The 26,994-nt window shown below is 64.4% G+C and carries 31 protein-coding genes; 14 read left to right on the top strand and 17 right to left on the bottom strand.

All coding sequences use genetic code 11. The features are described from left to right. The first annotated feature begins 4 nt into the window (after nt 1-4). Entirely contained in the window at nt 5-1,900 is a 1,896-nt protein-coding gene (dxs, locus tag ABX298_RS13320) for a 1-deoxy-D-xylulose-5-phosphate synthase (protein WP_367393205.1), read from the top strand. A 132-nt stretch (nt 1,901-2,032) separates the two neighbouring features. On the opposite strand, the gene ABX298_RS13315 is transcribed toward dxs, so the two are convergent. The 12 genes from ABX298_RS13315 to nrdR all read right to left on the bottom strand — a co-directional run bounded on the left by ABX298_RS13315 (nt 2,033) and on the right by nrdR (nt 10,871). Then, nucleotides 2,033-2,845, bottom strand: coding sequence for a cobalamin-binding protein (locus ABX298_RS13315; protein ID WP_075044460.1), 813 nt, complete (start codon nt 2,843-2,845; stop codon nt 2,033-2,035). After that, on the bottom strand, nt 2,845-3,264 hold the full coding sequence (locus tag ABX298_RS13310) for an MFS transporter (RefSeq protein ID WP_075044459.1): 420 nt from the start codon (nt 3,262-3,264) through the stop codon (nt 2,845-2,847). Before ABX298_RS13310 ends, ABX298_RS13315 begins: the two co-directional genes overlap by 1 nt. Next, nucleotides 3,261-3,878, bottom strand: a complete 618-nt coding sequence (ribA, locus tag ABX298_RS13305; protein ID WP_003260612.1) for a GTP cyclohydrolase II — start codon at nt 3,876-3,878, stop codon at nt 3,261-3,263. The genes ABX298_RS13310 and ribA overlap by 4 nt, the downstream gene beginning before the upstream one ends. 264 nt (nt 3,879-4,142) lie before the next feature. After that, complete coding sequence (locus ABX298_RS13300) at nt 4,143-4,886, bottom strand: substrate-binding periplasmic protein (protein ID WP_367393204.1); 744 nt, start codon at nt 4,884-4,886, stop codon at nt 4,143-4,145. Nucleotides 4,887-4,902: 16 nt separating this feature from the next. Next, nucleotides 4,903-5,406, bottom strand: a complete 504-nt coding sequence (locus tag ABX298_RS13295; RefSeq protein WP_004376077.1) for a phosphatidylglycerophosphatase A — start codon at nt 5,404-5,406, stop codon at nt 4,903-4,905. Next, on the bottom strand, nt 5,403-6,371 hold the full coding sequence (gene thiL, locus ABX298_RS13290) for a thiamine-phosphate kinase (protein WP_367394466.1): 969 nt from the start codon (nt 6,369-6,371) through the stop codon (nt 5,403-5,405). The genes ABX298_RS13295 and thiL overlap by 4 nt, the downstream gene beginning before the upstream one ends. Before the next feature lie 18 nt (nt 6,372-6,389). Further along, nucleotides 6,390-6,890 (bottom strand): transcription antitermination factor NusB, encoded by a 501-nt coding sequence (gene nusB / locus ABX298_RS13285; RefSeq protein WP_003255393.1) that lies wholly within the window; start codon nt 6,888-6,890, stop codon nt 6,390-6,392. Then, nucleotides 6,887-7,363 carry a 6,7-dimethyl-8-ribityllumazine synthase gene (gene ribE, locus ABX298_RS13280; protein ID WP_003255395.1) on the bottom strand — a complete coding sequence of 159 codons (477 nt, stop codon included), beginning with the start codon at nt 7,361-7,363 and terminating at the stop codon, nt 6,887-6,889. The genes nusB and ribE overlap by 4 nt, the downstream gene beginning before the upstream one ends. Before the next feature lie 92 nt (nt 7,364-7,455). Beyond that, nucleotides 7,456-8,547, bottom strand: coding sequence for a bifunctional 3,4-dihydroxy-2-butanone-4-phosphate synthase/GTP cyclohydrolase II (gene ribBA, locus ABX298_RS13275; RefSeq protein WP_016484697.1), 1,092 nt, complete (start codon nt 8,545-8,547; stop codon nt 7,456-7,458). A gap of 18 nt (nt 8,548-8,565) precedes the next feature. Continuing rightward, complete coding sequence (locus ABX298_RS13270; RefSeq protein ID WP_003255399.1) at nt 8,566-9,231, bottom strand: riboflavin synthase; 666 nt, start codon at nt 9,229-9,231, stop codon at nt 8,566-8,568. A gap of 42 nt (nt 9,232-9,273) precedes the next feature. Next, on the bottom strand, nt 9,274-10,404 hold the full coding sequence (gene ribD / locus ABX298_RS13265; RefSeq protein ID WP_084785123.1) for a bifunctional diaminohydroxyphosphoribosylaminopyrimidine deaminase/5-amino-6-(5-phosphoribosylamino)uracil reductase RibD: 1,131 nt from the start codon (nt 10,402-10,404) through the stop codon (nt 9,274-9,276). A gap of 2 nt (nt 10,405-10,406) precedes the next feature. Next, nucleotides 10,407-10,871, bottom strand: a complete 465-nt coding sequence (gene nrdR / locus ABX298_RS13260) for a transcriptional regulator NrdR (protein WP_003255402.1) — start codon at nt 10,869-10,871, stop codon at nt 10,407-10,409. 106 nt (nt 10,872-10,977) lie between these two features. Between nrdR and ABX298_RS13255 the strand changes: the two genes are divergently transcribed. Genes ABX298_RS13255 through trxA form a run of 3 tightly spaced genes read left to right on the top strand, consistent with a single transcriptional unit; the run spans nt 10,978 to nt 13,006 of the window. Next, the gene (locus ABX298_RS13255) at nt 10,978-11,430 is read left to right on the top strand and encodes a YbaY family lipoprotein (protein ID WP_075044455.1); all 453 of its coding nucleotides are present in this window, start codon (nt 10,978-10,980) and stop codon (nt 11,428-11,430) included. Further along, the gene (locus ABX298_RS13250) at nt 11,431-12,102 is read left to right on the top strand and encodes a methyltransferase (RefSeq protein ID WP_025337520.1); all 672 of its coding nucleotides are present in this window, start codon (nt 11,431-11,433) and stop codon (nt 12,100-12,102) included. A 31-nt stretch (nt 12,103-12,133) separates the two neighbouring features. Continuing rightward, nucleotides 12,134-13,006, top strand: coding sequence for a thioredoxin (trxA, locus tag ABX298_RS13245; RefSeq protein ID WP_025337519.1), 873 nt, complete (start codon nt 12,134-12,136; stop codon nt 13,004-13,006). 138 nt (nt 13,007-13,144) lie between these two features. On the opposite strand, the gene ABX298_RS13240 is transcribed toward trxA, so the two are convergent. Further along, nucleotides 13,145-13,489 carry a hypothetical protein gene (locus ABX298_RS13240; protein ID WP_286100943.1) on the bottom strand — a complete coding sequence of 115 codons (345 nt, stop codon included), beginning with the start codon at nt 13,487-13,489 and terminating at the stop codon, nt 13,145-13,147. 130 nt (nt 13,490-13,619) lie between these two features. Here ABX298_RS13240 and ABX298_RS13235 point away from each other — a divergent pair, with 130 nt between their 5' ends. The 5 genes from ABX298_RS13235 (at nt 13,620) to ABX298_RS13215 (ending at nt 17,606) form a co-directional block, all read left to right on the top strand. Beyond that, nucleotides 13,620-14,192: a DUF2796 domain-containing protein gene (locus ABX298_RS13235; RefSeq protein WP_367394465.1), complete on the top strand. Its 573-nt coding sequence runs from the start codon at nt 13,620-13,622 to the stop codon at nt 14,190-14,192. Next, nucleotides 14,193-14,903: an ABC transporter ATP-binding protein gene (locus tag ABX298_RS13230; protein WP_025337516.1), complete on the top strand. Its 711-nt coding sequence runs from the start codon at nt 14,193-14,195 to the stop codon at nt 14,901-14,903. Further along, the gene (locus ABX298_RS13225; protein ID WP_112254086.1) at nt 14,903-16,168 is read left to right on the top strand and encodes an ABC transporter permease; all 1,266 of its coding nucleotides are present in this window, start codon (nt 14,903-14,905) and stop codon (nt 16,166-16,168) included. Before ABX298_RS13230 ends, ABX298_RS13225 begins: the two co-directional genes overlap by 1 nt. Before the next feature lie 150 nt (nt 16,169-16,318). Beyond that, nucleotides 16,319-16,813 carry a DUF3299 domain-containing protein gene (locus ABX298_RS13220; RefSeq protein ID WP_075044449.1) on the top strand — a complete coding sequence of 165 codons (495 nt, stop codon included), beginning with the start codon at nt 16,319-16,321 and terminating at the stop codon, nt 16,811-16,813. Between the two features lie 109 nt (nt 16,814-16,922). Then, complete coding sequence (locus tag ABX298_RS13215; protein ID WP_025337513.1) at nt 16,923-17,606, top strand: OmpW family protein; 684 nt, start codon at nt 16,923-16,925, stop codon at nt 17,604-17,606. Here the strand turns inward: ABX298_RS13215 and ABX298_RS13210 are convergent. Next, a complete protein-coding gene (locus ABX298_RS13210; RefSeq protein WP_367394464.1) occupies nt 17,594-18,799 on the bottom strand; it encodes an MFS transporter in 1,206 nt (401 codons plus the stop codon). The two genes, ABX298_RS13215 and ABX298_RS13210, sit on opposite strands and share 13 nt — an antisense overlap. A 102-nt stretch (nt 18,800-18,901) precedes the next feature. Between ABX298_RS13210 and ABX298_RS13205 the strand changes: the two genes are divergently transcribed. Further along, nucleotides 18,902-19,345: a helix-turn-helix domain-containing protein gene (locus ABX298_RS13205; RefSeq protein ID WP_075044446.1), complete on the top strand. Its 444-nt coding sequence runs from the start codon at nt 18,902-18,904 to the stop codon at nt 19,343-19,345. 211 nt (nt 19,346-19,556) lie between these two features. Here the strand turns inward: ABX298_RS13205 and ABX298_RS13200 are convergent, their stop codons facing one another. Then, the gene (locus ABX298_RS13200; protein WP_075044445.1) at nt 19,557-20,489 is read right to left on the bottom strand and encodes an NAD-dependent epimerase/dehydratase family protein; all 933 of its coding nucleotides are present in this window, start codon (nt 20,487-20,489) and stop codon (nt 19,557-19,559) included. After that, nucleotides 20,482-21,366: a sugar nucleotide-binding protein gene (locus tag ABX298_RS13195; RefSeq protein ID WP_075044444.1), complete on the bottom strand. Its 885-nt coding sequence runs from the start codon at nt 21,364-21,366 to the stop codon at nt 20,482-20,484. The genes ABX298_RS13200 and ABX298_RS13195 overlap by 8 nt, the downstream gene beginning before the upstream one ends. A 264-nt stretch (nt 21,367-21,630) precedes the next feature. On the opposite strand from ABX298_RS13195, the gene ABX298_RS13190 reads away from it, so the two are divergent. Together ABX298_RS13190 and ABX298_RS13185 are read left to right on the top strand one after the other, a co-directional pair. Then, on the top strand, nt 21,631-22,671 hold the full coding sequence (locus ABX298_RS13190; RefSeq protein ID WP_075044443.1) for a TauD/TfdA family dioxygenase: 1,041 nt from the start codon (nt 21,631-21,633) through the stop codon (nt 22,669-22,671). 17 nt (nt 22,672-22,688) lie between these two features. Further along, complete coding sequence (locus ABX298_RS13185) at nt 22,689-23,483, top strand: TSUP family transporter (protein ID WP_075044442.1); 795 nt, start codon at nt 22,689-22,691, stop codon at nt 23,481-23,483. A gap of 8 nt (nt 23,484-23,491) precedes the next feature. Here ABX298_RS13185 and ABX298_RS13180 read toward each other — a convergent pair whose 3' ends face one another. Continuing rightward, complete coding sequence (locus ABX298_RS13180; RefSeq protein ID WP_367394463.1) at nt 23,492-24,301, bottom strand: helix-turn-helix domain-containing protein; 810 nt, start codon at nt 24,299-24,301, stop codon at nt 23,492-23,494. Nucleotides 24,302-24,479: 178 nt separating this feature from the next. On the opposite strand from ABX298_RS13180, the gene ABX298_RS13175 reads away from it, so the two are divergent. Next, on the top strand, nt 24,480-25,922 hold the full coding sequence (locus tag ABX298_RS13175; RefSeq protein WP_025337506.1) for a sodium:alanine symporter family protein: 1,443 nt from the start codon (nt 24,480-24,482) through the stop codon (nt 25,920-25,922). Between the two features lie 63 nt (nt 25,923-25,985). Beyond that, the gene (locus ABX298_RS13170) at nt 25,986-26,984 is read left to right on the top strand and encodes an asparaginase (RefSeq protein ID WP_170978809.1); all 999 of its coding nucleotides are present in this window, start codon (nt 25,986-25,988) and stop codon (nt 26,982-26,984) included. Nucleotides 26,985-26,994 lie beyond the last annotated feature (10 nt).

Below are 26,994 nucleotides of genomic sequence, written 5' to 3'. Positions count from 1 at the left end.
CCTGATGCCCACGACGTTTCAAGAGATCCCCCGCGAACGCCCGGTCACGCCGTTGCTCGACCGCGCTGACACGCCTGCCGGCCTGCGCCGGCTGGCCGAAGCCGACCTGGAGACCCTGGCCGACGAACTGCGCCAGGAACTGCTCTACACCGTGGGTCAGACCGGTGGGCATTTTGGTGCCGGCCTGGGTGTCATCGAGCTGACCATCGCCCTGCACTACGTCTTCGACACCCCCGACGACCGGCTGGTGTGGGACGTGGGCCACCAGGCCTACCCGCACAAGATCCTCACCGGGCGCCGTAACCGCATGCTCAGCCTGCGCCAGAAGGACGGCATCGCCGCATTCCCGCGCCGCAGCGAGAGCGAGTACGACACCTTCGGCGTCGGCCACTCCAGCACCTCGATCAGCGCCGCACTGGGCATGGCCATTGCCGCCCGCCTGCAGAACAGCGACCGCAAGTCGATCGCGGTGATCGGTGACGGCGCGCTGACCGCCGGCATGGCCTTCGAGGCGTTGAACCACGCCCAGGAAGTCAACGCCGACATGCTGGTGATCCTCAACGACAACGACATGTCGATTTCGCGCAATGTCGGCGGCCTGTCCAACTACCTGGCCAAGATCCTCTCCAGCCGCACCTACGCGAGCATGCGCGAAGGCAGCAAGAAAGTGCTGTCGCGCCTGCCTGGCGCCTGGGAAATCGCCCGCCGCACCGAGGAGTACGCCAAAGGCATGCTGGTGCCGGGCACGCTGTTCGAAGAACTGGGCTGGAACTACATCGGCCCGATCGACGGCCACGACCTGCCGACCATGATCGCCACCCTGCGCAACATGCGTGACCTCAAGGGCCCGCAGTTCCTGCACGTGGTGACCAAGAAGGGCAAGGGCTTCGCCCCGGCCGAGATCGACCCGATCGGCTACCACGCCATCACCAAGCTGGAGCCGGCCGACAAACCCGCCGCACCGAAGAAAGCCAGCGGCCCGAAATACTCCGCGGTGTTCGGCCAGTGGCTGTGCGACATGGCTGCCGCCGACAACCGCCTGGTGGGCATTACCCCGGCGATGAAGGAAGGCTCCGACCTGGTCGACTTCAGCGAGCGCTACCCGGAGCGTTACTTCGATGTGGCGATCGCCGAGCAGCATGCTGTGACCCTGGCGGCCGGCATGGCTTGCGAGGGCAGCAAGCCGGTGGTTGCGATCTACTCTACCTTCCTGCAGCGCGCCTACGACCAGCTGATTCACGATGTGGCGGTACAGAGCCTCGACGTGCTGTTCGCCATCGACCGCGCCGGCCTGGTCGGCGAAGACGGCCCGACCCATGCGGGCAGCTACGACCTGTCGTACCTGCGCTGCATCCCGGGCATGCTGGTGATGACCCCAAGCGACGAGAACGAGCTGCGCAAGATGCTCAGCACCGGCCACCTGTACAACGGCCCGGCGGCTGTGCGCTACCCGCGTGGCACCGGCCCGAACGCGCCGATCAGTGGTGACCTGGAACCGCTGGAAATCGGCAAGGGCGTGGTCCGTCGCCAGGGCGAAAAAGTCGCCTTGCTGGTGTTCGGCGTGCAACTGGCCGAGGCCATGCAGGTGGCTGAGCAGATCAACGCTACCGTGGTCGACATGCGCTTCGTCAAACCGCTGGACGAGGCACTGGTGCTGGAACTGGCCGCAAGCCATGAGCTGCTGGTGACCATCGAAGAAAACGCCATCATGGGCGGTGCCGGTGCTGCTGTGGGTGAGTTCCTGGCTAGCCAGGCGATCGTGAAACCGCTGCTGCACCTGGGGTTGCCGGATATCTATGTCGAGCATGCCAAGCCTGCGCAGATGCTGGCTGAGTGTGGGCTTGATGCGGCCGGGATCGGGGCTTCGGTGAAGGCCCGCATGGCCAAGCTCGGGTTGTAATCCCTGGGGCCGCTTTGCGGCCCTTTCGCGACACAAGGCCGCTCCCACAAAGGTCGTGCAAGCACCAAGCCTTGCGCAGCCCCTGTAGGAGCGGCCTTGCGTCGCGATCGAGGGCGCAGCCCTCGCAAAAGCTCACTTGGATACTGGCGCGTTAGCCTCGAGCAGCGCACACAAACGCGCCGTAGCTTCGATCATCTGCCCACTAGGCCGCTCCAGGCCTTTGTCTGGCACCACCAGTAAACGATCATCGGCAACCGCACGCAGTTGCGGCCAGGCCTTCCAACTCTCCAGCTGCGCCTCATCACCCGCCAGAATGACCTGCGGGTTGCGCAGCAGCACAGACTCCACATTCACCTGCGGCGCCGGCTGGGTGAGATCGGCGAAGACATTACGCGCGCCGCAAACGGCCAGGGCATCGCTGACCACCTGCCGGCCACCGAGCGTATACAGCGGTCGGTCCCAGACCTGGTAGAACACCTGCAGGGGCTCGTCCCGTCGATACTGCTGGCGCAGCTGCCGCAGCCGGTCACGCAGGGTTTGGGCATACCGATGGCCCTGTTCGGCACGGCCGATACGTTCGGCGATGGCTTCGATCTGCTCGATCAACTGGTCGATGTCATGGGGTTCTGCGCTGTACGTTGCGATACCCAGGCGCTTGAGCTGGTCGCGTTGGGCCGGCGGCACACTGCCCGGCCACAGCAGCAACAGGTCGGGGCGCAGGCTGAGCAGGCGTTCGAGGTCCAGTTGCCCCTGGCGCCCCACCGAGGGCAGCTCGCGCAGCGCCGCCGGCCGTTCGCCACCGTCGAGCACACCGACCAGCAGGTCATCGGCCTGCAGTTCGAGCATGATCTCGCTCATCGACGGGGCCAGGCTGACCACCCGCAGGGGTTCGGCGGCCAGTGCGGAACAGGCGAACAGCACCAGCAGGCCGGGCAGCAGGCGCATCAGCCGAGCTGGCGTGGAATGCGATAGAGGTACAGCACCACTGCGGTGGACAACGCCAGCAGGATCTGCGGCACCGCCTCGAGGCCGACCAGCACCGACAAGGCGGCGACCCAGGCCGGGAAGCAAGCATACAGCATGGCCAGGCGCCGCACCCGCGCCAGCTCGATCCAGGCGGCGGGCTCTTCGCCAGTGCCGAGCACCTTGGATGTGGCGATGAGGGCGCGCTTGTAGGCACCGAAGCGCGGCAGGCTGAGGAACATGGTCGCCGCACCGGCAATGAACAGTGGCATGGCCAGCACCGAGGCCAGCGCATCACCGCCACCGAAGGCCCAGGCCATCACTGGCAGCGGCACCAGGCCCACCGCCAGGTACTGCCACCAGGCCAGCGCCAGGCGCCGCTTGACCTCGGCGCGGGTCACGCCTGAGGCACCTCGCCCTGGTGCTCGTTACCCAGCATGTGGCCCAGCTTGCCGGCCTTGGTTGCCAGGTAGTAGCGGTTGTGCGGGTTGTGCCCGGTGTGCAGCGGTACGCGCTCGGCGACGACAATGTTCATGTCGGTCAGGGCTTTGACCTTGCGCGGGTTGTTGGTCATCAGGCGCAGCGACTTCACGCCCAGGTGCTCCAGCATCGGCAGGCACATGGCGTAATCGCGCTGGTCGGCGGCAAAGCCCAGGCGCTCGTTGGCCTCGACGGTATCGGCGCCACCATCCTGCAGCTCGTAGGCGCGAATCTTGTTCAGCAGGCCGATGCCACGGCCTTCCTGGCGCAGGTACAGCAGCACGCCACGGCCTTCACGGGCGATGGCCTGCAGCGCGGCTTCCAGCTGCGAGCCGCAGTCGCAGCGCTGGCTGAACAGGGCATCGCCGGTCAGGCACTCGGAGTGCAGGCGCCCCAGCACCGGCTGGCCGTCCGCGATGTCACCCAGGCTGAGCACCACGTGCTCACGGCCAGTGGCTTCGTCGAGGAAGCCATGCATGGTGAAGGTCGCGAAGGGAGTCGGGAGTTTAGAGGCGGCAACAAAGACGACGGGCACGTTGTGCTCCTGGAATAAGTTGAAAATTTCTCGTGGGCCGATTGTATCAGCAGGTTGGGGGATGTGGGCTGGCTGAATACCGTGGCTTAAGATCGAAAAATTCGATGCTTATTAGGCCATCGATCAACCCTGCCCCCTACGCGGGCTTCTGTGGGAGCGGGTTTACCCGCGAAGAAGGTAACGCGGTGCCTGGCACCGGCTTCGCCGGTGTTCGCGGGTAAACCCGCTCCCACAGGGACCGCACAGGCCTTGGTGCTCTGCGCCTCAATGCGGTTTGCTATTCGGGCTGAACGGATACGGCTGCTGCCAGTGCTCGAAGATCGGCTTCAGCTCGCCACTTCGCACCAGCTCGGCCATGCGCTTGTCGAACAGGTCGCGCAGGGCCTTGGCCTGGTCGTTGCGGGCAAAGGCCAGGTACAGCGGCAGCTCGGCCACATGGGTGCGACGGAAGCGCTCGGGTTGGGAGGTCTGGCCGAGCACGTAGTCGATCTCGGTCAGCGCATCGATGTAGTAGTCCACGCGGTCATGCTCGAGCATCGGCAAAATGCCTTCGCGGCGCTGGACTTCGCGAAAGTCATGCACATTGGGCAGGTAGCTGCCGAAGTCGTAGCCACGCACCCAGGCCAGGCGGTAATGGCCTATGGTCTGCTGGGTAGGCACAGGCTTGCTGACCAGCCCCAGGGCGTAGATGTGGTCCATGTCGAAGTGCCAGCGCGGGTACAGGTTGTCGTCGTTCTCGTCCTTGTACGAGCCTACCCAGGCGTCAGCCTCGCCACGCTTGACCAGCCCGATCGCACGGCTGTAAGGCGCGCTCTGGGTCACCACCTTGACCCCGGCCGGCTCGAACACCTTGCGCAGCACGTCCCAGGCCACCCCGGTACCGTCGGCGTTGGTGTAGTCGAGCCACTCTTCGCTGACCAGGTGGATCTGCTTCGGCACACCTTCGGCAGCCGCCGCCCACGGGGCAACGCTCAGCAGCATTGCCAGCAGCACCGTCCTCATGGCCATTCACACGCTCCCTGTATCAGGCAACCGCCCACACCAGAACCTGCATCCCCAGCCAGGCAAACACGCCGGCCAGGATATCGTCGAGCATGATCCCGACGCCCCCATGCACATGGCGGTCGACCCAGCGGATCGGCCACGGCTTGAGGATGTCGAAGAAGCGGAACATCAGGAACCCCGCCAGCAGCCACTGCCAGCCTTCCGGCACCAGCCAGAGGGTTATCCACATGCCGACGATCTCGTCCCAGACAATGCCTTCATGATCGTGCACGCGCAGGTCATTGGCGACCTTGCCGCAGAGCCAGAAGCCGAACAGCATGCTCACGCCCAGCAACAGCCAGTAGCCCCAGTCGGGCAGCATCTGCCACAGCGGGATGAACGGTATGGCCACCAGCGAGCCCCAGGTGCCCGGCGCCTTGGGCAAGGTGCCGGAACCGAAACCGAAGGCGATGAAGTGCCACGGGTTGCGCCAGACCGAAGGCGGAACGAACTCCGCAGGCACCTGGTTGGGGTGATCGGTCACGGTGTCTCCCTAAAATGTTGATAGCCGCGTTGCCGCGGGGTGATGTCCTGGCCCTGCCGGTCGCGCAGGCTGACACCCTGCCCTTCGAGCACCCGCCCGATGACATGGAACGCCGCCAGGCCTTGTGCCCGCAGGGATGAAAGCTCGGCTGGCGGCAAGGTGAACGCCAGCACATAGTCGTCGCCACCGGTCAGCGCCGCCTGCACGGCCGCCTCGGCACCGAGGAACCCCTGCAGAGCGGCTGACACCGGTACCTGCTCCAGGTTCACCTCGAGCGCCACACGGGAGGCCTTGGCGATATGCCCGCAGTCGGCCAGCAAGCCGTCGGAAATATCCAGCGCCGAGGTGGCACGCCCGCGCAGCAGTTGGCCCAGGGCGAACTGTGGCGATGGCGACCAGTAATGGTCGAGCAACGGTTGCGCCAGCGCGGCATCAGCCTGGCGCTGGCCCAGCACCAGCGGCAAGGCACCCGCCGCGTTACCCAACTCGCCACCAACGCACAGCAGGTCGCCCGGGCGAGCGCCGTCACGGCGCAACGCCTGCCCCGCCGGAGCCCGGCCGAACACGGTCATGGTGATACTCAGGGGGCCACGGGTGGTATCGCCACCGATCAGGCTCAGCTGGCAGTGGCCGGCCATGCGGTTGAGGCCGCTGGCATAGGCTTGCAGCCAGTCGGCGCTGACCTCGGGCAAGGTCAGGGCGAGGGTGAAACCGATGGGGGTGGCGCCCATGGCAGCCAGGTCGCTGGCCGCCACGGCCAGCGAGCGCTGGCCGAGCAACCAGGGGTCGCACACCGCCGGAAAATGCACCCCGGCAACCAGGGTGTCGGTGGACACCGCCAGTTGCTCGCCGGCGGGAAGGCTCAGCAGGGCGCAGTCGTCACCGATGCCCAGGGCCACGCCTTCACCGCCTTGCGCACAGGGCGCGGCGGCGAAGTAATGGCTGATCAGCTCGAACTCACCCATGGTCCGCAAGCGCCAGGATCAGCGCTTGTTCGCCTTGACTTCTGCTTCGCGCAGGGCCGGGGCGAGCTTGTCCAGCACGCCGTTGACGAACTTGTGGCCGTCGGTGGCGCCGAAGACCTTGGCCAGCTCCACACCTTCGTTGATCACTACGCGGTACGGCACGTCAACGCGCTTGATCAGTTCCCAGGTGGACAGGCGCAGCACGGCCAGCTCGACCGGGTCGAGCTCTTCCAGTGCGATGGTCATGCACGGCACCAAGGCTTTGTCGATTTCGCCCTTGATTGCCGGGACCCCATGCAGGATCTCGCGGAAATAGGCACCGTCGACATCGGTGAAATCGTTATCGACCCGGAACTGCGCTTCGATCTCGTTCAGCGAATGCTGCGCCATGTGCCACTGGTACAGTGCCTGGGTCGCGAGCTTGCGGGCTTCGCGGCGCTTGGCGCTCTTCGATGGCTTGCCGGCATCCGCAGGTTTTGGATCGCGCGGGTTGAAACGATCGCTTTCGTCGCTAATCACTTGGCCTCCAACTGCGCCAGCAGGCTGACCATTTCCAGAGCGGACAGGGCAGCTTCAGCACCTTTGTTGCCGGCCTTGGTGCCGGAACGCTCGATGGCCTGTTCGATGGAGTCGACGGTCAGTACGCCGAAGGCCACCGGAACACCGAACTCCATGGACACCTGGGCCAGGCCCTTGGTGCATTCGCCCGCCACGTATTCGAAGTGCGGGGTACCACCACGGATCACGGCGCCCAGGGCGATGATCGCGTCGTAGGCGCCTTGCTGGGCGACCTTCTGTGCCACCAGCGGGATTTCGAATGCACCCGGGGCACGGATGATGGTGATGTCGCTTTCGCTGACACCGTGGCGTACCAGGGCGTCAACGGCACCGCTTACCAGGCTTTCGACGACGAAGCTGTTGAAGCGGCCAACCACCAAAGCATAGCGACCTTTGGGGGCGATGAAGGTACCTTCGATGGTCTTCAGGGTCATTCCGATATTCTCATCTTCAAGAGCGAGGCCGCATGCTGGCGGCCTCGACAGGGGTATGGACTCGAGCTGGAGGGCGTCACTGCCGCCTCAAGTCACTCGGAGGGCACGTATTCTACAACTTCCAGATCGAATCCGGATATCGCGTTGAACTTCATCGGCGAACTCATCAGGCGCATCTTGCGCACACCGAGGTCACGCAGGATCTGCGAACCGGCACCCACGGTGCTGTAGGTGGTCGGTGCCTTGGCGGGTGCATCGCCCGCGCTTTCGCGGATGTGCGCCAGCAGCACGTCGCCGTCCAGCGGGTGGCCCAGCAGCAATACCACGCCGCTGCCGGCCTCGGCCACGGCGGCCATGGCGGCGCGCAGGCTCCAGCGGCCCGGTTGCTTGACCAGCAGCAGGTCGCGCAGCGGGTCCATGTTGTGCACGCGCACCAGGGTCGGCTCTTCGGCGCAGATCTTGCCCAGGGTCAGGGCCATGTGCACGTCGCCTTCCACCGCGTCGCGGTAGGTGACCAGGTTGAACTCGCCCAGCTCGCTCTCCACCGGTTGCTCGGAGACGCGCTGCACGGTGCGCTCGTGGATCATGCGGTAGTGGATCAGGTCGGCGATGGTGCCGATCTTCAGGCCGTGCTCGGCGGCGAACACTTCCAGCTCGGCGCGGCGCGACATGGTGCCGTCGTCGTTCATCACTTCGCAGATCACGCCGCTCGGCTCGAAACCGGCCATGCGCGCCAGGTCGCAAGCGGCCTCGGTGTGGCCGGCACGGGCAAGGGTACCGCCAGGCTGGGCCATCAGCGGGAAGATGTGGCCTGGGCTGACGATGTCTTCGGCCTTGGCGTCCTTGGCAGCGGCCGCCTGCACGGTGCGTGCACGGTCAGCAGCGGAGATGCCGGTGGTGACACCTTCGGCGGCTTCGATCGACACGGTGAACTTGGTGCCGAAGCCCGAGCCGTTGCGCGGCGCCATCAGCGGCAGCTTCAGCGTTTCGCAACGCTCGCGGGTCATCGGCATGCAGATCAGGCCACGGGCGTGCTTGGCCATGAAGTTGATGTGCTCGGGCAGGCAGCACTCGGCTGCCATGATGATGTCGCCCTCGTTTTCGCGGTCTTCGTCATCCATGAGGATGACCATTTTGCCCTGGCGGATGTCTTCGACCAGTTCTTCGATGCTGTTGAGCGCCACGCGGCACCCCCTTCTCAATCAGGATTTCAAGAAGCCGTTGGCGGCCAGGAAGCTTTCGGTAATGCCACTGCCCTTGCTCGGTTCGGCGGCCTTGTCACCCAGCAGCAGACGCTCCAGGTAACGGGCCAGCAGGTCGACCTCAAGGTTTACCCGACGCCCTGCACGGTAGTCGGCCATGATGGTTTCGGACAGGGTGTGCGGGACAATGGTCAGCTCGAACTCGGCGCCATTGACCTCGTTGACCGTCAGGCTGGTGCCGTCGACGGTGATCGAACCCTTGTGGGCGATGTACTTGGCCAGTTCCTTCGGTGCGCGCACGCGGAACTGGATGGCGCGGGCGTTATCGCTGCGCGAGATGATTTCGCCGACCCCGTCGACGTGGCCGCTGACCAGGTGCCCGCCCAGCCGGGTGGTGGGGGTCAGGGCTTTTTCCAGGTTGACCTTGCTGCCGCTCTTGAGGTCGATGAAGGCGGTGCGCTTGAGGGTTTCGACGCTGACGTCGGCCCAGAAGCCGTCGCCCGGCAGTTCGACGGCGGTCAGGCACACGCCGTTGACGGCGATGCTGTCGCCGAGCTTGACGTCACCCAGGTCGAGCTTGCCGGTTTCGACGTAGACGCGCACGTCGCCACCCTTGGGGGTCAGGCTGCGGATGGTGCCGATGGATTCGATGATGCCGGTGAACATGGGGTCTTCCTCAAAAACGGTTTGCGCGGGGCAAGCCTGGCATTATACGCCGGGCGCCGGCTGGGGGATGGCCGTGACCCGCCAGTCATCGCCCACTGCGCGCATTTCGGTAATTTTCAGCCGCGGCGCTTCGCTCATCTTGTCCAGTGGCCAGTCCAGCAGCGGGCGGGCCTGGGAACCGAGGAAAGTGCCGGCGACGAACAACTGGTACTCGTCGATCAGTCCTTGCCGGGCGAAGGCGCCGACCAGGCCGGCACCGGCTTCCAGCAGGATTTCGTTGACGCCACGGGTTGCCAGGGCCTGCAGCAGCGCCGGCAGGTCTACCTGGCCATTGTCACCCGGCAGGCTGAGCAGTTCGTGGCCGGCAGCGGCATAGCGCGGGTCATCTGCGACAGCGCTCACCACCAGCACCGGGCCAGCCTGGAAGAACGGTGCATCCAGCGGCAGGCGCAGGCGGCCATCGACCAGCACGCGCAGCGGTGTGCGGCTGAGTGCCAGGGCGGTGGTTTCGGCGTCCAGGCCCAGCTCGGTGCCGCGCACGGTCATCCGCGCGTTATCGGCCAACACGCTGGCGGCGCTGGTCAGCACCACGCTGGAGCGGGCGCGCAGGCGCTGCACCGCCGAACGGGCGGCCGGGCCGGTGATCCACTGGCTTTCGCCACTGGCCATGGCGGTGCGGCCATCCAGGCTCATGGCCAGCTTGGCGCGAACGAACGGCAGGCCATGTTCCATGCGTTTGAGGAAACCGGGGTTGAGTGCGCGGGCCTCGGCCTCGAGCACGCCGCTGGCCACTTCGATACCGGCCTCGGCCAGGCGCCGCAGGCCCTGCCCCGCCACTTGCGGGTTGGGGTCCTGCATGGCGGCTACCACCCGCGCCACCCCGGCCTTGACCAGCGCTTCGGCGCACGGCGGCGTGCGGCCATGGTGGCTGCACGGCTCGAGGGTGACATAGGCACAGGCGCCACGGGCACGCTCACCAGCCTGTCGCAGGGCATGCACTTCGGCATGCGGCTCGCCGGCGCGCACATGCCAGCCTTCACCGACCACCTCGCCATCGCGCACGATCACGCAGCCTACGCGCGGGTTCGGGTGGGTGGTGTACAGGCCCTTGCGCGCCAGCTCCAGCGCGCGGGCCATGTAGTGGGCGTCGAGGATGGCAGCTTGGCTGGGCATGGTCACTCTTTAGCTGGCTCGCGAGCCAGGCGGTCGATTTCTTCGCGGAACTCGTCGAGGTCCTGGAAGCGGCGGTAAACCGAGGCAAAACGGATATAGGCCACTTCGTCGAGTTTGCGCAGCTCGGCCATGACCATCTCACCCACCACCAGCGATTTGACTTCACGCTCGCCGGTGGCACGCAGGCGGCTCTTGATATGCGCCAGCGCAGCTTCAAGGCGCTCGACGCTGACCGGGCGTTTTTCCAGTGCCCGCTGCATGCCGGCGCGCAGTTTTTCTTCGTCGAAGGGTTGGCGCGTGCCGTCCTGCTTGATCAGCCGGGGCAGCACCAGCTCGGCGGTTTCGAAGGTGGTGAAGCGCTCGCCGCAGGCGACGCATTCGCGGCGGCGGCGCACCTGCTCGCCCTCGGCGACGAGGCGAGAGTCGATGACCTTGGTGTCGTTGGCACCGCAAAAGGGACAGTGCATGGTGGCAGGCAACAAAAAAAGGGAGGGCCATGGTAGCGCATCCCACTGGCAAGACAAGCCAAAGGGGTTAACATCCATGGGAAATCTGCCCGTGAAGGACTACCCCATGCACTACCGAGCGCTCGTCGTGCTGTGCTGCGCCGCCCTGCTCGCCGCCTGCGGCAGCGACAGGCCGAAGCCCGACAACCCTCCGGCACCCACGCCAGCCCGCACGGCCAAGCCGGCCGCAGTGCTGGGCCCGCTGCCGGCCTACCAGCGCGAGCTGAGCGGCACCTTGCTGGCAATCCCGGCCGGTGCCGACGTGGAGCTGGCCTTGCTGGTCATCGACGAACGCGACCGCCCACAACGCCTGCTGGCCAGCAGCAACCTGACTGGCACCGGCCAGGCCCTGCCCTACCAACTGCGCTTCAACCCCGAGGCCTTCCCCGCCGGTGCCCGGGTCGAGCTGCGCGGCCGCGCCAGCAGCTCTGGCCAGCTGATCATGCACCTGCCGCCGGTGCGCATTACCCAGGCCCAGACCCAGGCCATCGGCCCGCTGCGTTTCGAGAAGGCGCCGTAAGTGGCGCCAGTCTCCCTACAACAGCCCCTGCAACAGGCCCTCAGCGGCCTGATCGGCGAAGCGCGTCTTGTCGTCAGCGAGCTGCCCGGCTGCGACCTCAAGCTGTGGCTGATCGACGACCAGAACATGGACCGCGCCTTCAGCAGCGAAGAGACCCGGCGCATTCTTGAAGAACCGCCCTACTGGAGCTTCTGCTGGGCCAGCGGCCTGGCCATGGCCCGTTACCTGGCCGAGCACCCGGAATGGGTAGCCGGCAAGCGCGTGCTGGACTTTGGCGCCGGCTCCGGTATCGCCGGTATTGCCGCCGCCCGCGCCGGTGCGCTGGAAGTGGTGGCCTGCGACCTCGACCCGCTGGCACTCGATGCCTGCCGCGCGAATGCCGCGCTGAACGGGGTGGAACTGGGTTACAGCAGCGATTTCTTCGCCGAAGACGATCGCTTCGATCTGATCCTGGTTGCCGATGTGCTGTACGACCGCGCCAACCTGCCGCTGCTGGATGCCTTCCTCGGCCGCGGGCGCCAGGCGCTGGTGGCCGACTCGCGGGTACGCGACTTCAGCCACCCGCTGTACCAGCAGCTGGGCGTGCTGGAAGCGCTGACCCTGCCGGACCTGGCCGAGCCGCACGAATTCCGCCGGGTCAGCCTGTACCACGCCAGCCGCGACACCTTATAGTGGTGTTATCCACGAGTTTGCGAGAGTCGCGATGACCCAAGACACGCCTTACATTTTCGACGCTACCGATGCCACCTTCCAGCAACTGGTTATCGAGAACTCCTTCCACAAACCGGTGCTGGTGGACTTCTGGGCCGAGTGGTGCGCGCCGTGCAAGGCACTGATGCCACTGCTGGCGAAGATCGCCGAGGGTTACCAGGGCGAGCTGCTGCTGGCCAAGATCAACTGTGACGTGGAGCAACAGGTGGTTGCCCAGTTCGGCATCCGCAGCCTGCCGACCGTGGTGCTGTTCAAGGACGGCCAGCCGGTGGACGGCTTTGCCGGTGCACAGCCAGAATCGGCGATCCGCGCCATGCTCGAGCCACACGTGCAACTGCCCGCCGCACCCAGCGCATCGCCGCTGGAGCAGGCCAAGGGGCTGTTTGCCGAAAGCCGTTTTGCCGAGGCCGAAGCACTGTTGCAGGCACTGCTGGGTGAGGACAACAGCAATGCCGAGGCGCTGATCCTGTATGCCCGTTGCCTGGCCGAGCGCGGGGAGCTGGGTGAAGCCCAGGTGGTGCTGGATGCGGTCAAGACCGACGAGCACAAGGCTGCGCTGGCCGGCGCCAAGGCCCAGCTGACCTTCCTGCGCCAGGCTGCCAGCCTGCCGGAAGTGGCCGACCTGAAAAGCCGCCTGGCACAGAACCCGCAGGATGACGAGGCGGCCTATCAGCTGAGCATCCAGCAGCTGGCGCGCCAGCAGTATGAAGCGGCGCTGGAAGGGTTGCTGAAGCTGTTCCAGCGTAACCGTGGCTATGAGAACGGGCTGCCGCAGAAGGCGTTGCTGCAGGTGTTCGAGCTGCTGGGCGGTGATCACCCGCTGGTCGGCGTGTATCGTCGCAAGTTGTCGGCGGCGATGTTCTGACCTGAGGCCTATTGCGAGGGCTTTGCCCTCGTTCGCGGGCACGCCCGCTCCCACAGGGTACGCACTGAATTCAATACCGGTGGTATACCTGTGGGAGCGGGCAAGCCCACGAACGAGGCCAGCACAGGCAATACAGATTTATCCCACCCAGTGATACACCGGCGCGTCCACGCCACTTTCCACCTTGACTTCACTGCTATGCCGCAAGCGCACCAGCAGCCGCTTACCCGCCGCCGTACTCCCCGCCAGCCCTTCCAGCCGATCCAGCAATTCCGGCCCGTTCATCTGCCCTGCCAGGCGCAACACCTCACGTGCCGCAGTCCATTGCCCGTCATCCTGACGTGTTGTCGCCACGGTTTCCGTTGCTGCATTCTGCGCCACCGCGGGCAATTCGATCTGCCGCCCCAGTTGCGCCCACTCTTCAGGCGCCAGCTCGATGATCAGATCCACAGGCCAGTCACCAATCTGTCCACGAATTCTCATGCTGCATTCCCTGAACCCAAGTCAATGCCACCATCCTACCCCAACATGAAACCTGCGCCACGCAGGCTGGCAGCATGCGGAAAAGTTGTTATAACATAACCCAATCTTCCCGCCCGCTCCGGAGTCGTCCATGCGTCGCCTGTTGCTCGCCCTGCCCTTCGCCCTGCTGCCCCTGGCCGTGGCCCAAGCCCACGATGATGACCATGATCACGACCACGCCCACCGCACCCTCGGCGCCCACGAGCATGGCGTGGCCAAGCTCAACGCCGTGCTCGATGGCAACACCCTGGAGCTGGAGCTGGACAGCCCGGCAATGAACCTGGTCGGCTTCGAACACGCCGCCAACAGCGACGCCGACAAGGCCAAGGTCGCGGCGGTGCGCCAGCAGCTGGAGCAGCCACTGAAGCTGTTCGGCCTGCCCGCTGCCGCAGGCTGCAAGGAAGACCAGCAGGAACTCGAAAGCCCGCTGTTCGGTGATGCCCCGAAAGCAGACGACGATGGGGACGAGCACGACCACCAGCACAGCGACATCGGCGCCCATTACCAACTGACCTGCGCCAACCCCGACAAACTGACGGAGGTGGACCTCGCTCCGCTGTTCAAGGCCTTCCCGGCCACCCAGAAGATCAACGTTCAACTGATCGGCCCCAATGGCCAGAAAGGCGTGGAAACCACGCCGGCCAAGGCCGCGGTCGCGTTCTGAATGCGCCAGCCGTTGATCGAACTGCATGACCTGGTGTTCGCCTGGCCCGGCCAGCCGGCGCTGCTGGATATTCCGGCATTCCGCCTGGAGGCTGGCGAGGCCCTGTTTCTCAAGGGCCCCAGCGGCAGTGGCAAGACCACATTGCTGGGCCTGCTGGGCGGGGTGAACGTACCGGGCCAGGGCCGCATCCAGTTGCTCGGCCAGGACCTCGGCCGCCTGGGCCAAGGCGCCCGTGACCGCTTCCGGGTCGACCACACCGGTTATATCTTCCAGCAGTTCAACCTGCTGCCGTTCCTCTCGGTACGCGAAAACGTCGAGCTGCCCTGCCGCTTCTCGCGTAGCCGCAAGGCCCGCGCCGAGCAACGCCATGGCAGTGTCGACCAGGCAGCCAGCACCTTGCTGGCCCACCTGGGCCTGGACGACCCCGCCCTGCTCGCCCGCCGCGCCGACAGCCTGTCGATCGGCCAGCAGCAACGGGTCGCTGCCGCCCGCGCACTGATCGGCCAACCCGAACTGGTGATCGCCGACGAACCGACCTCGGCGCTGGATGCCGACACCCGTGAAGCGTTCATCCGCCTGCTGTTCGATGAATGCCGCGCCGCCGGTGCCAGCCTGCTGTTCGTCAGCCACGACCAGAGCCTGGCGCCGCTGTTCGACCGCCACCTGTCGCTGGCCGAACTCAACCGTGCCGCCAAGCCCCGGGAGGCCTGATGTACCTGCTCCGCCTTGCCCTGGCCAGCCTGGCCAACCGCCGCTTCACCGCATTCCTCACCGCCTTCGCCATCGCCCTGTCGGTGTGCCTGCTGCTGGCCGTGGAACGGGTCCGTACCGAGGCCCGGGCCAGCTTCGCCAGCACCATCAGCGGTACCGACCTGATCGTCGGCGCCCGCTCCGGCTCGGTGAACCTGCTGCTGTACTCGGTGTTCCGCATCGGCAACGCCACCAACAACATCCGTTGGGACAGCTATGAGCACTACGCCAAGGACCCGCGGGTGAAATGGGCCATTCCCATCTCGCTGGGCGACTCGCACCGCGGTTATCGGGTGATGGGCACTACCGGCGACTACTTCAGCCATTACCAGTACGGCCGCCGCCAGCACCTGGAATTGAGCCAGGGCCGCGCGTTTGCCGATGATCCGTTCGAGGTGGTGCTGGGTGCCGAAGTAGCCGAGGCATTGCACTACAAACTGGGCGACAAGCTGGTGCTGGCACATGGTGTCGCCGCGATCAGCCTGGTCAAGCACGACGACAAGCCATTCACCGTGGTCGGTGTGCTCAAGCGCACCGGTACGCCGGTCGACCGCACGCTGCATATCAGCCTGGGCGGCATGGAAGCCATCCACATCGACTGGCACAACGGTGTGCCGGCCCGTGGCGCCGGGCGTATCAGCGCCGAGCAGGCACGGACCATGGACCTGCAGCCTGCCGCCATCACTGCGTTCATGCTCGGCCTGAACAGCAAGATCGCGACATTCAGCCTGCAGCGGGAGATCAATGAATACCGCAACGAGCCGTTGCTGGCGATCCTGCCCGGGGTAGCCCTGCAGGAGCTGTGGAGCCTGATGGGCACCGCGGAGCAGGCGTTGTTCGTGGTGTCGCTGTTCGTGGTGCTGACCGGCCTGATCGGCATGCTTACGGCGATTCTCACCAGCCTCAACGAACGCCGCAGGGAGATGGCGATATTGCGCTCGGTTGGCGCCAGGCCGTGGCATATCGCAGGGCTGCTGGTGCTGGAGGCACTGTCGCTGGCGGCGGTCGGGATCGCTGCCGGGCTTGGCTTGCTGTATGCGGGAATCGCCCTGGCACAGGGGTATGTGCAAGCCAACTATGGTTTGTATTTGCCGCTGGCCATGCCGAGCGCTCATGAATGGACGTTGCTGGCTATCATCCTGGGAGCTGCGCTGTTGATGGGCAGCGTGCCGGCGTGGCGGGCCTATCGGCAGTCGTTGGCCGATGGCTTGTCCATTCACCTCTGAGGGCGTGCAATGATCCAATACCTCACTGCCTTCTTCGCGGGTGAACCCGCTCCCACAAGGTCCACCACAAGCTTCAAAGCCTGTGCAGGACCTGTGGGAGCGGGTTCACCCGCGAAGAGGCCAGTACAGGCAGTACAACTACTCCTGGTCATGCTGCTTTCACTGGCATCGCCCACCTGGGCCTCGGAACCCCGCGAACTTGACTGGCCCGCCCTCATCCCCGAAGGCGCCCCGGTCATCCCGCCCCAACTCGCGCCGCTGCACGACATGTCGCAGCTCAGCAACGCCCTGTCCGCCGAGTCCGCCCCACCGGCGCGCCAGCAGGCACCCGACGCCCCGGTGGTAAAAAGCCTCGACGGCCAGCAGATCAAACTGCCCGGCTACATCGTGCCGCTGGAGGTGAGCGAAGAAGGCCGCACCACCGAATTCCTGCTGGTCCCCTACTACGGCGCGTGCATCCACGTGCCACCACCACCCTCGAACCAGATCGTGCACATCTTCAGTGAAATGGGCGTTCGCGTAGAAGACCTCTACCAGCCCTACTGGATCGAGGGAAAGCTGCAGGTTAGAGCCTCCAGCAGCGAACTGGCAGATGCCGGCTACCAGATGGAAGCCGAGAAAATATACGCTTATGAGCTGAGATGAGAACTGTTTCGAATTCGTGACGACGCTTCTTTGAGCTGGGTCAAACTTTCCGTTCAGACGCATCCGTACCATTGGACTACTCGATTACTCACGTCCTCTGGGAGCTTCCATGAACAAGACCTTGCTCGGTGCCTCACTCGTGGCCCTGGCACTTGCCGCCCCTGTCGCCCACGCCCACCAGGCAGGTGATGTCATCGTCCGTGCCGGTGCCATCACCGTTGCCCCCAACGAAAGCAGCGGCGACCTGAAATTCGACGGCAGCAAGGTATCGGGCACCAAGGCGACCTTGGACAGCGACACCCAGCTGGGCCTGACCTTCGCCTACATGCTCACCGACCATGTCGGCCTCGAGCTGCTGGCTGCCACCCCGTTCAAGCACACCGTCGGGGTCAAAGGCCTGGGCGGTGGCCTGGACGGCAAGCTGGCCGACATCAAGCAGCTGCCACCGACCCTGTCGCTGCAGTACTACCCGATGGAACCGACTTCAAAGTTCCAGCCGTATGCCGGCGTCGGCATCAACTACACCCTGTTCTTCGATGAAGACCTCAGCGGCAGCCGCAAGCAGCAGGGCTTCAGCAACCTGAAACTGCAGGACTCGGTCGGCTTCGCCGGCCAGCTGGGCATGGACTACATGCTCACCGAAAACCTGCTGGTCAACGCCTCGGTCTGGTACATCGACATCGACACCAAGGCTAGCGTCGATGGCCCGTCCGCACTGGGCTACAGCAAGACCAAGGTCGACGTCGATGTCGACCCGTGGGTGTACATGGTCGGCCTTGGCTACAAGTTCTGACCTGAACACTGCAGGGCGGCTTCGGCCGCCCTCGCGCGTTGCAGCCATAGCCAGTACCCCAGCGCCACCGCGCTGATGCCCATCCCAAGCCAACACACCGCTGCCCAACCCCAATGGGCATACACCCAGCTCGCCAGCACTGCCCCCACTCCACTGCCAAGCGAATAGCAGCACATGTAGGCGCCGATCAACCGGCTGGCCATTGCGCCACGCCCGGCCAGCAGCAGGCTCTGGTTGGTGACATGCACCGCCTGCACGGCAAAGTCCAGCATCAGCACACCCAACCCGAAGACCATCAGTGAATGCCCGACGAAGGCCGTGGGCAGCCATGACAGCACCAGCAGAACCAGCGCCAGACCGGTGGTGCGCTCCCCCAGCCCCTGGTCGGCCAGGCGACCGGCGCGCGCTGCCGCCAATGTGCCGGCAACACCCGCCAGGCCGAACAGACCGACCTCGGTATGGCTCAGCGCCAGTGGCTCGGCACTCAGAGGCATGACCATGGCACTCCAGAGCACGCTGAACGCAGCGAAGATCAACACGCCGAACAGCCCGCGCTGACGCAGCAGCCGGTCGTGCCGGTACAGCCTGAACTGGGCAGCGATCAGCGCCCGGTAGCCAGACCGCAGCGACACCGATTGCCCCGCGGGCAGACTGCGCCACAGCACCAGGGCCAGCAGCATCAACAGCCCTGCGGCAATCAGGTACACGCTGCGCCAGCCAGCCAGGTCGGCAAGCCCGCCCGAGACCAGCCGCGCCAGCAGAATGCCCAGCACTATGCCGCTGGTGACGGTGCCCACGGCCTGCCCTTGCTGGCCGGGGGCGGCAAGGCTCGCTGCATGCGCCACCATCACCTGCACCATGACCGCCATCAGCCCGGTGATGGCCAGGGCCAGCAGCAATAGCGCCCAGTTGGGTGCCATGCCTACCCCAACCAGCGCCAGGGCCGAGAACAGCAACTGCCCGAGCAACAGGCGCTTGCGGTCGATCAGGTCACCCAGCGGCACGATCAACAACAACCCCAGGGCATAGCCCGCCTGGGTCGCGCCCACTACCCAACCGATCTGCGGCTGCGCCACGCCCAGGTCAGCGGCCATCGACTCGAGCAGAGGCTGGGCGAAATACACAGTCGCCACAGCCATGGCGCTGGTGATGGCCAGCAGCAGGGTTATCCAGCGTGTCAGTGCAGGGTTCATCGGGCTGGCCTCGTCAATCTGGTTTCGAATTGAAACCACATGCTGGCTATTTAGCAAATGTGGTTTTAATCTGCAACCAGATGATCATGAAAGGCCCCGTCCATGCTCGATGAAAACAATGCGCAATGCCCCGTCGCCCGGGCCCTGGAGGTGCTGAGAGACCGTTGGGCGCTGATGATCCTGCGCGACGCCTTCGATGGTCTGCGGCGCTTCAGTGAGTTTCAGAAAAACCTGGGGCTGGCGAAGAATATCCTCGCATCACGGCTGAAGTGGCTGGTGGAGAGCGGGCTGCTGACGCTGCAGCCGGCGTCGGATGGCAGTGCCTACAAGGAATATGTGCTGACCGAGAAAGGGCGATCGGTGTTCCCGGTGGTGGTTGGCTTGAGGCAGTGGGGGGAGCGGTTTCTGTTCGAGGTGGGCGAGGTGCGTTCAGAGTTGGTGGATGGTGATACGGGGCAGGCGCTGGAAACACTGCAGGTGCGGGCACGGGACGGGCGGGTGCTGGCGGCAGGGGATTGCCTGCGAAAAGTGGTGCGGCATGAGTGATTCTGGGGCTGCTGCGCAGCCCATCGCCGGCAAGCCAGCTCCCACCTCGACCGCATTGACCTCAAGCCATGGGCTATCACTTGGGGAGCTGCCTTGCCAGCGATAGGGCCAGTACAGGCAGCACAAGACAGTTGCTCCCACAGGGACCGCGTACTCGCTCTTGTGGGAGCTGGCTTGCCGGCGATAGGGGCGCAAAGCGCCCCCAAGAATTTCAGCCCTTGCCCAGAAGCCGCGACAAGCCCTCGACCATCGGCGTCGCCTGCGCAAACTCGAACCGCGCCAACAAGCGCTGGTTATCCGCCCGCGAATGGCGAATGTCACCTGAACGTGCCGCCACATAGCTGACCGCCGGCAAGCTACCCACCACCTTTTCAAGCGCTGCCAGCAACTGGTTGAGCGACGTGGCCTGGTTGAGGCCGATATTCACCGCCCCCACCTCGACCTGCGGCTGCTCCAGCGCCTGCACCATCACCTGCACCAGGTCGCCCACGTAGAGGAAGTCCCGGGTCTGCTCGCCATCACCGAACACCGTAATCGGCAAACCCTTCACAGCGCGCTCGGAGAAGATGCTGATCACCCCGGAGTACGGCGAGGACGGGTCCTGGCGCGGCCCGAAGATATTGAAGAAGCGGAACACCACCGGCTCCAGGCCATGCTGGCGACGGTAGAAGTCCAGGTACTGCTCACTGGCCAGCTTGTCCACGGCATACGGGGTCAGCGGCGCCTTGGGGGTGTCTTCGGCAATCGACTCGCCTTCACCATTGTTGCCATACACCGCCGCACTGGAGGCGAACAGCACCCGGCGCAGCCCATGCACGCGCATGGCTTCGCACACGTTGAGGGTGCCGATGAAATTGCTCTGGTGGGTCCGCACCGGGTCCTCGACCGAGGCCTGCACCGAGGCCACCGCTGCCAGGTGCACCACGGCACTGCAGCCAGCCGCAACCTGCGTGACCAGCCCGGCATCGGCAACATCGCCTTCAACCAGTTCCAGGCGTGGGTGGCCGACCTGCAGGTTGCCCCGCTGGCCTGTGGAAAAGTCGTCGAGAATGCGTACGGCGTAGCCTTTGTCCAACAACGCATCGCACAGGTGGGAGCCAATGAAGCCGGCACCGCCGGTGATCAGGATGGGGGCGTCAGCCATGGCGGTAGAACCGGTCCAGTAGAGGCGGCAGGCCGGCGCGCCAGGCGCGCGGCTTGATGCCGAAGGTATGAAGGATTTTCTTGCAGGCCAGTACCGCGTGCTGCGGCTCTTCGCTGGCATCCGGCCGTGCGGCATGGGCCTGTGGCGTCGGTGCCTGCACGGCCAGCTGGCGGTACTGGCCTGCTTCGCTAAGGATCGCCTGGCCCAGCGCCAGCGGCGTGGTCGCCTCGTTGCCGGCGTAATGGTAGGTGCCCCACAGCGGCGCACTGCAATCGAGTTGCTTGAGCACCGACAGGATCACCCGGGCGGCGTCGTCGACCGGCGTCGGGTTGCCACGCCGGTCATCGGCCAGCAGCAGCTCCTGTGGTTGCTCGGCGCGGGTCAGGAAGCGGCCCAGCGCCCCGTCGATGCTTTCGTCGAGCAGCCAACCAAAGCGCAACAGCACGTGCTGCGGGCAAGCCGCGCGCACGCTCTGCTCGATGCGCCACAGGGCCTGACCACGCAGGCCCAGTGGTACCGGCTCGTCCTTTTCGCTGTAGGCCGTGGCCCGCGAACCATCGAACACGCGGTAGCTGGAAGGCTGCACCAGGGTGATCTGGTGGTGCTGGCACAGTTCCGCCAACCGCTCCACAGCCCGTTCCTGCTGGGCCAGGCGCTGCTCACTGACCGACTCGGCCTGGAACCAGTCGAAGTAATAGGCCAGGTTGACCAGGGCATCGGGACGATGATCGTCGAGCAGCTGGGTGAGGCTGGCCGGCGTCCAGCCGTTCTCGGGCGGGCGCGGCGCCAGGAATGCGATGTCCTCCTCGGCCCCAAGACGAATCAGCGCTTGCCCGAGGGCATTGCCACCACCCAACAGCATTAGGCGCATACGCATAGAGTCAGCAGATCCGGAGAGGTTGATTAAAGGAAAGGGGCCATTTTGCGGTTTCCTGCCCGGGAAGTCCAACACCGGGCCCGTTCGATGCCACAGGCGGTAGTGATTTCAAAGTTCCACAGTTCAGTAACACCACAGGCAGAAATCTCCTACGACACACCAGGAACGAGCTGACTTCCATGCCGCAGCACAACCGCATTGAATAGTTGACTCCCCCACTTGCCAGCCGGGGAGCTTCACAAAAACAAGTACAGGGAACGTTCAATGCCTCGTTCGGAAGTTGCATATCTGGATTTCAGCCCGGAGCAAAGCAAGGCCATAACCTTTGCAAGCCAGACGATTGCCGACTTGGGTGGCCCGGAGACCAAAGGAGTAGCACTTCAGGCTCGTATATTCGCCGATCAACTCGAGCAAGCCTTGAGTGAGGAACAGCGTGCACTGTTACAACGCTTCAGTGAAGGCCAGCTATCTGCCTTGATGTACAGGCAGATGCCTTGTGCCAACGAGCCAATACCAGAGTACCTGCCCGACATTTCCGCCCTGGCGCAAAACCCTCGCTGCCAATACCTTGCCTCCCGCAATCAACTGCTGCTGGAGCTCGTGCGCTACCGCAGTTTCGCCTTCGATATAGACAACGATGGTAAACAGGTTCGCCTGGTCGGCAACTTCAAGGGCGGTGGCCGCGTCCCGCGGCTCGACGAAGATCCCTGCCTGGAAGTTGAAACCAGCTCGCATGCGGGCTTGCGCTTGGGGCCGCACACTGAAGCGCCCTACAACTGCTCGACAATTTCCACCAATGCCAACTCCCCTGCTCCCTCTGCACTGATTCTGACTGCGCGCTGGAACCCCGCCAATGAACCTACGAATGTCTTCCCGCTCCGGGAAATCATCGAACGCCTGGGTAGCCTGGACGCACTTGCGCTGACTTCAACGTCCTTCGACTTTACCCGCAGTGACTGCTTCGCTCACGGACAGGGCAATGCAGGCAAAGCAGTTTCAATGCTGCAATTCGAGCCCAATGGTGGTTTCTCTGTTCGTTACAACAGCTATCGCTTCAGCCTGAATGAACGCGCCTGCAGCGCAGCGGCGCGCGCTTTCGACGCCTTTCAGAAAGCACTGGATAACGCACGACCATTGGCGTTTGTCCTGCAGCCTGACAGCGCACTGTTGATCAACAACAGCCGAGCCTTGCACGGCCGCGACATGGTCCAGGACAACCGGCGGCTGCTCATCCGTCAATTCGGATACTCCCCCTTCGCAGTACCGTTGGTGCTCGCTGAAGACCCACTGCTCGTGCGTGGCTGATCACAGGAAAACACCCAATGATCGAATTCGACGTAACGCTTGTTCTGACACTCGCACTGGTGGCGCTGATGGCCGGCTTTTTCGACGCCATCGCCGGTGGTGGTGGCCTGATCACCCTCCCGGTGTTGTTCATTGCCGGTATCGAACCCTTGGGGGCAATTGCCACCAACAAGTTCCAGGCGGCTTCGGCTACGGTTTCGGCTACGTGCGCCTTTGCCCGCAAAGGCATGATCGACTGGAGACGAGGCAGTCCAATGGCTGTCATGTCGTTTATCGGAGGGGCGTTGGGTGCCTTGTCGATAACTTACGTGCCCAAAAGCGTTCTGCAGGCGTGCGTCCCACCACTGCTGATTCTGATAGCCGCCTACTTTGCCTTCAGCCCAAAGCCGAATGAACAAGCGCGCAAGGCAAAGGTATCGACCAGCCTGTTCTGCGTGGCGGTTGCACCGATCATTGGCTTTTATGACGGTATCTTCGGCCCTGGCGTCGGCTCGTTCTTCATGCTGGCCTGCGTGATCCTCCTGGGCCAGCACTTGATACAAGCCGTGTGCACCAGCAAGCTTTTGAACGCAGCCTGTAACCTGGGCGCATTGTCCGTCTTTTCACTGAGCGGGGCGATCATCTGGCCACTGGCGCTGGCAATGGCGTTCGCGGCTTTTGTGGGGGCTCAATTGGGCGCACGCTGCGCAGTGCACTTTGGCCCACGGCTGATCAAGCCATTGCTGGTCTGTGTTTGCTGCATCATGGCAATCAAGTTGCTGCTCGACCCAGGCAACCCTGTTGGCGAGTGGTTACATCAACTTGTTCTCTGAAAAAAGCATCACTCGATTTCGAACAGACTGTTACGCAACGGCCCCACGCTGAGGCGCTCACGCACATCGTCATCTATGCGGGGATCATCCGGCTGGTACAGTTTTACCTGCCGGTAGACATTTATGCGATTGATCTCCTCTCCCAGGTAGTCCCACACAACCCGAGTGCAGGCCGGGTTGCGCCGGTCTCCGCTGGATACGCCGGCCTTCAGGCCGTTGAGGCGGGTAATGCGGCTTTTGAAACTGGGGATGAGGATAGTCTGGCTCATCTCGTTGAACGTCAGCGACTCGTAATCGACCAGGAACATCCGGTCCTGCAACTGGAACGCCGCTCCCAGATAGCGACAACGCACCTCGGCATGGGGGTTGGTGGCGCTGGAACGCTCCTGGCGTTCCTGGCGTTCGAAAAGGAACTGCCCGCGCTCCTCCCACAGGTGAACCAACGACACCAGGACCGTGCCCGGAACCGACATGCAGTTGGAATATTCCAGGTAGTAACCGCAATAGCGCGACAGGTTCCCCGCATGGGCGTGCAACGGACGGAACAGATCACTGATCGGGTCGCCAGACTGCTCGGCCGGGGTCGACACGCGAGCACCGATCAGGCGGCTGAACTGCTCGGGTGGCAAATGCAATTCGTAATCTTCGACCCCGAAGAAATCGCCGATGCGCTTGAGGTTGTAGGCCGTCGGGCGGCTCTGCCCGCTCAGGTACTTGTTGAACTGCGCGCGATTGATCGACAGCTGGCGGCAAACTTCAGAGATAGAGCGGTAGTGGCTGCAGGCCAGTTTGAGGTTGGTAGCGAAATGATCGCTCATGACTCGGGACTCAGGTGACGCGAATGGCGCAATTGTAGCATCAAGTTGCACCAAATCAGAGCAACCCGCGAAATTGTAACCGCTCTTGTCATAGCCAACCATGCGCCCCACGAATAGCGGTGCGCCTGCCGTCCGCTGATCTTTCCACACGAACAATAAGAATCGAGGTCATTTTCCAATGCTCGAAGTACTCAACGATTTCCTCTCGGGGAAACTTCTCATTGTGCTGATCGTAGGACTGGGTAGCTACTTCACCATCCGTTCCCGGTTCGTCCAGTTCCGCCATTTTGGCCACATGTTCGGTGTGTTCAAAGAATCGCTGCGTGGCCAGGCAGGCCAGCTGAGCTCCTTCCAGGCCCTGATGCTGAGCCTGGCCGGCCGCGTGGGCGCCGGTAACATCGCCGGTGTCGGCATTGCCGTGACCCTGGGTGGACCAGGCGCTGTGTTTTGGATGTGGGTCACCGCACTGGTGGGCATGTCCAGCAGCTTCTTCGAATGCACCCTGGCCCAGGTCTACAAGCGCGCCGATGGCGACGGCCTGTACCGTGGTGGCCCGGCCTACTACATCCAGCACGGCCTCAAGCTGAAAAGCATGGCCATCGTGTTCTCGATCCTGCTGCTGGTCACCTACGGCTTCGCCTTCATCGGCCTGCAGTCGTACACCGTGACCCACTCGCTGCAGAACGCCTTTGCCTTCGACCCCAAGCACACCGGCATCGTCCTCGCCGTGCTGCTGGCCATCACCTTCATCGGCGGCATCAAGCGCATCGCCGCGGTGTCCGACCTGCTGGTACCGGTCAAGACCCTGGCCTACATCGGCGTGACCCTGTACGTGATCGGTACCCAGATCGAGCACGTGCCAGCCATGCTGGAAACCATCTTCAAGAGCGCCTTCGGCCTCGACCCGGCATTCGGCGGCCTGCTCGGCAGCGCCATCGTCATGGGCGTGAAGCGTGGTGTGTTCGCCAACGAAGCGGGCCTGGGCAGTGCGCCGAACGTCGCCGCCGTGGCCGCCGTGAAACACCCTGGTGCCCAGGGCGTTGTCCAGGCCTTCAGCGTGTTCCTCGACACCTTCGTGATCTGCACCTGCACCGCGTTGCTGATCCTGTTGTCGGGCTTCTACACCCCGGGCTTCGAAGGTGACGGCATCGTCCTGACCCAGAACTCGTTGGCCGCCGTGGTCGGTGACTGGGGCCGCGTGTTTGTCAGCGTGGCGCTGTCGCTGTTCGTCTTCACCTGCATCCTCTACAACTACTACCTGGGCGAAAACAGCCTGCAGTTCCTCAGCCGCAACCGCGTGGTACTGATGGTGTTCCGTGGCCTGGTGCTGGCGCTGGTGGTCTGGGGTTCGATGCAGGACCTGTCGACCGTGTTCGCCTTCGCCGACATCACCATGACCTGCCTGGCCTTCGTCAACCTGGTGGCCCTGGCCCTGCTGTTCAAGGTCGGCCTGCGGGTGATGCGCGACTACGACGACCAGCGCAAGGCGGGCGTCGACCAGCCAGTGTTCGACTCGGCCAAGTTCACCGACCTGGACCTGGACCGCAATGCCTGGCCTGCCAATCCGCAGGCGGAAACAGCCACTGACAAAGCAGTCGGCCAAGCTCAGACGCAGCGCTGATATCCTCTCCTGCCCAGCCGCCCCGTCCGCGGGCGGCTTTTCTTTCTCCGCTCATCGCTACGGATGCTTTCCATGCGTGCAGTAAAGAATCTTCTCGTTCTCTATACCGGTGGCACCATCGGCATGCTCGAAACACCGGAAGGCCTGGCGCCGGCCGGTGGTTTCGAAGCGCGGATGCGTGAACACTTCGCCCAGTTGGCCGATGCGCCCCAGGTGCAATGGACCCTGCAGGAACTGAACCCGCTGCTCGACAGCGCCAACATGCAACAGCACAACTGGCTGGCGATGCGCGATGCCATCGTCGCAGCGGTAGAGGTGGCTGGCCATGATGGCGTGCTGGTGCTGCATGGCACCGACAGCCTGGCCTACAGCGCCGCGGCATTGTCGTTCCTGCTGCTGGGCCTGCCGGTGCCGGTGCTGCTGACCGGCTCGATGCTGCCGGCGGGTACCGCGGACAGCGACGCTTGGGACAACCTGTGCGGCGCACTGCGCCAGTTCGAACAGGGGCTGGAAGATGGTGTGCAGCTGTACTTCCATGGGCAGCTGCTGCATGGCTGCCGGGCGTCGAAGCTGCGCAGCGAGGCGTTCGATGCCTTTGCCGCGCTGCCGCGTCATCGTGACGGTGAGCGCGCCACGGCGATCCCAGCCGAACTTGGCTACAAGCACCCGCGCCAGCCGGTCAACCTGGCGGTAGTGCCGGTGTTCCCGGGCCTGCAGGCCGGGCACTTGCAGGCACTGCTGGGCAGCGGCGTGCAGGGGTTGCTGCTGGAGTGCTACGGCAGCGGCACAGGGCCGTCGGATGACCAGGCGTTGCTGGATGTGCTGAGCGCGGCACGCCAGCGGGGCGTGATGCTGGCGGCTATCAGCCAGTGCCCTGAGGGGTCGGTAGTGTTCGATACCTATGCGGCGGGTAACCGCTTGCGCGGGGCCGGGCTGGTCAGTGGCGGGGGCATGACCCGGGAGGCGGCGCTGGCCAAGATGGTTGCGTTGCTGGGGGCCGGGCTGGATGTCGACACGGCAGAGCGGTGGTTTGCCCTGGATCTGTGTGGGGAACGGGCCTGAGTGTTGCCTG

It is taken from the genome of Pseudomonas sp. X4 (assembly GCF_040784925.1).
Lineage (GTDB): Bacteria > Pseudomonadota > Gammaproteobacteria > Pseudomonadales > Pseudomonadaceae > Aquipseudomonas > Aquipseudomonas putida_Z.
This window is presented reverse-complemented; position numbering and strand designations above follow the sequence as displayed.

Bases quoted from the DNA above. Each gene is read 5' to 3' on its own strand.
- dxs (WP_367393205.1), top strand. From the start codon at position 5: ATGCCCACGACGTTTCAAGAGATCCCCCGCGAACGCCCGGTCACGCCG.
- ABX298_RS13315 (WP_075044460.1), bottom strand. From the start codon at position 2,845: ATGCGCCTGCTGCCCGGCCTGCTGGTGCTGTTCGCCTGTTCCGCACTG.
- ABX298_RS13300 (WP_367393204.1), bottom strand. From the start codon at position 4,886: ATGGCCATGAGGACGGTGCTGCTGGCAATGCTGCTGAGCGTTGCCCCG.
- thiL (WP_367394466.1), bottom strand. From the start codon at position 6,371: ATGGGTGAGTTCGAGCTGATCAGCCATTACTTCGCCGCCGCGCCCTGT.
- ribE (WP_003255395.1), bottom strand. From the start codon at position 7,363: ATGACCCTGAAGACCATCGAAGGTACCTTCATCGCCCCCAAAGGTCGC.
- ABX298_RS13270 (WP_003255399.1), bottom strand. From the start codon at position 9,231: ATGTTCACCGGCATCATCGAATCCATCGGCACCATCCGCAGCCTGACC.
- ribD (WP_084785123.1), bottom strand. From the start codon at position 10,404: ATGCCCAGCCAAGCTGCCATCCTCGACGCCCACTACATGGCCCGCGCG.
- nrdR (WP_003255402.1), bottom strand. From the start codon at position 10,871: ATGCACTGTCCCTTTTGCGGTGCCAACGACACCAAGGTCATCGACTCT.
- ABX298_RS13255 (WP_075044455.1), top strand. From the start codon at position 10,978: ATGCACTACCGAGCGCTCGTCGTGCTGTGCTGCGCCGCCCTGCTCGCC.
- trxA (WP_025337519.1), top strand. From the start codon at position 12,134: ATGACCCAAGACACGCCTTACATTTTCGACGCTACCGATGCCACCTTC.
- ABX298_RS13240 (WP_286100943.1), bottom strand. From the start codon at position 13,489: ATGAGAATTCGTGGACAGATTGGTGACTGGCCTGTGGATCTGATCATC.
- ABX298_RS13235 (WP_367394465.1), top strand. From the start codon at position 13,620: ATGCGTCGCCTGTTGCTCGCCCTGCCCTTCGCCCTGCTGCCCCTGGCC.
- ABX298_RS13230 (WP_025337516.1), top strand. From the start codon at position 14,193: ATGCGCCAGCCGTTGATCGAACTGCATGACCTGGTGTTCGCCTGGCCC.
- ABX298_RS13225 (WP_112254086.1), top strand. From the start codon at position 14,903: ATGTACCTGCTCCGCCTTGCCCTGGCCAGCCTGGCCAACCGCCGCTTC.
- ABX298_RS13220 (WP_075044449.1), top strand. From the start codon at position 16,319: ATGCTGCTTTCACTGGCATCGCCCACCTGGGCCTCGGAACCCCGCGAA.
- ABX298_RS13215 (WP_025337513.1), top strand. From the start codon at position 16,923: ATGAACAAGACCTTGCTCGGTGCCTCACTCGTGGCCCTGGCACTTGCC.
- ABX298_RS13210 (WP_367394464.1), bottom strand. From the start codon at position 18,799: ATGAACCCTGCACTGACACGCTGGATAACCCTGCTGCTGGCCATCACC.
- ABX298_RS13205 (WP_075044446.1), top strand. From the start codon at position 18,902: ATGCTCGATGAAAACAATGCGCAATGCCCCGTCGCCCGGGCCCTGGAG.
- ABX298_RS13200 (WP_075044445.1), bottom strand. From the start codon at position 20,489: ATGGCTGACGCCCCCATCCTGATCACCGGCGGTGCCGGCTTCATTGGC.
- ABX298_RS13195 (WP_075044444.1), bottom strand. From the start codon at position 21,366: ATGCGTATGCGCCTAATGCTGTTGGGTGGTGGCAATGCCCTCGGGCAA.
- ABX298_RS13190 (WP_075044443.1), top strand. From the start codon at position 21,631: ATGCCTCGTTCGGAAGTTGCATATCTGGATTTCAGCCCGGAGCAAAGC.
- ABX298_RS13185 (WP_075044442.1), top strand. From the start codon at position 22,689: ATGATCGAATTCGACGTAACGCTTGTTCTGACACTCGCACTGGTGGCG.
- ABX298_RS13180 (WP_367394463.1), bottom strand. From the start codon at position 24,301: ATGAGCGATCATTTCGCTACCAACCTCAAACTGGCCTGCAGCCACTAC.
- ABX298_RS13175 (WP_025337506.1), top strand. From the start codon at position 24,480: ATGCTCGAAGTACTCAACGATTTCCTCTCGGGGAAACTTCTCATTGTG.
- ABX298_RS13170 (WP_170978809.1), top strand. From the start codon at position 25,986: ATGCTTTCCATGCGTGCAGTAAAGAATCTTCTCGTTCTCTATACCGGT.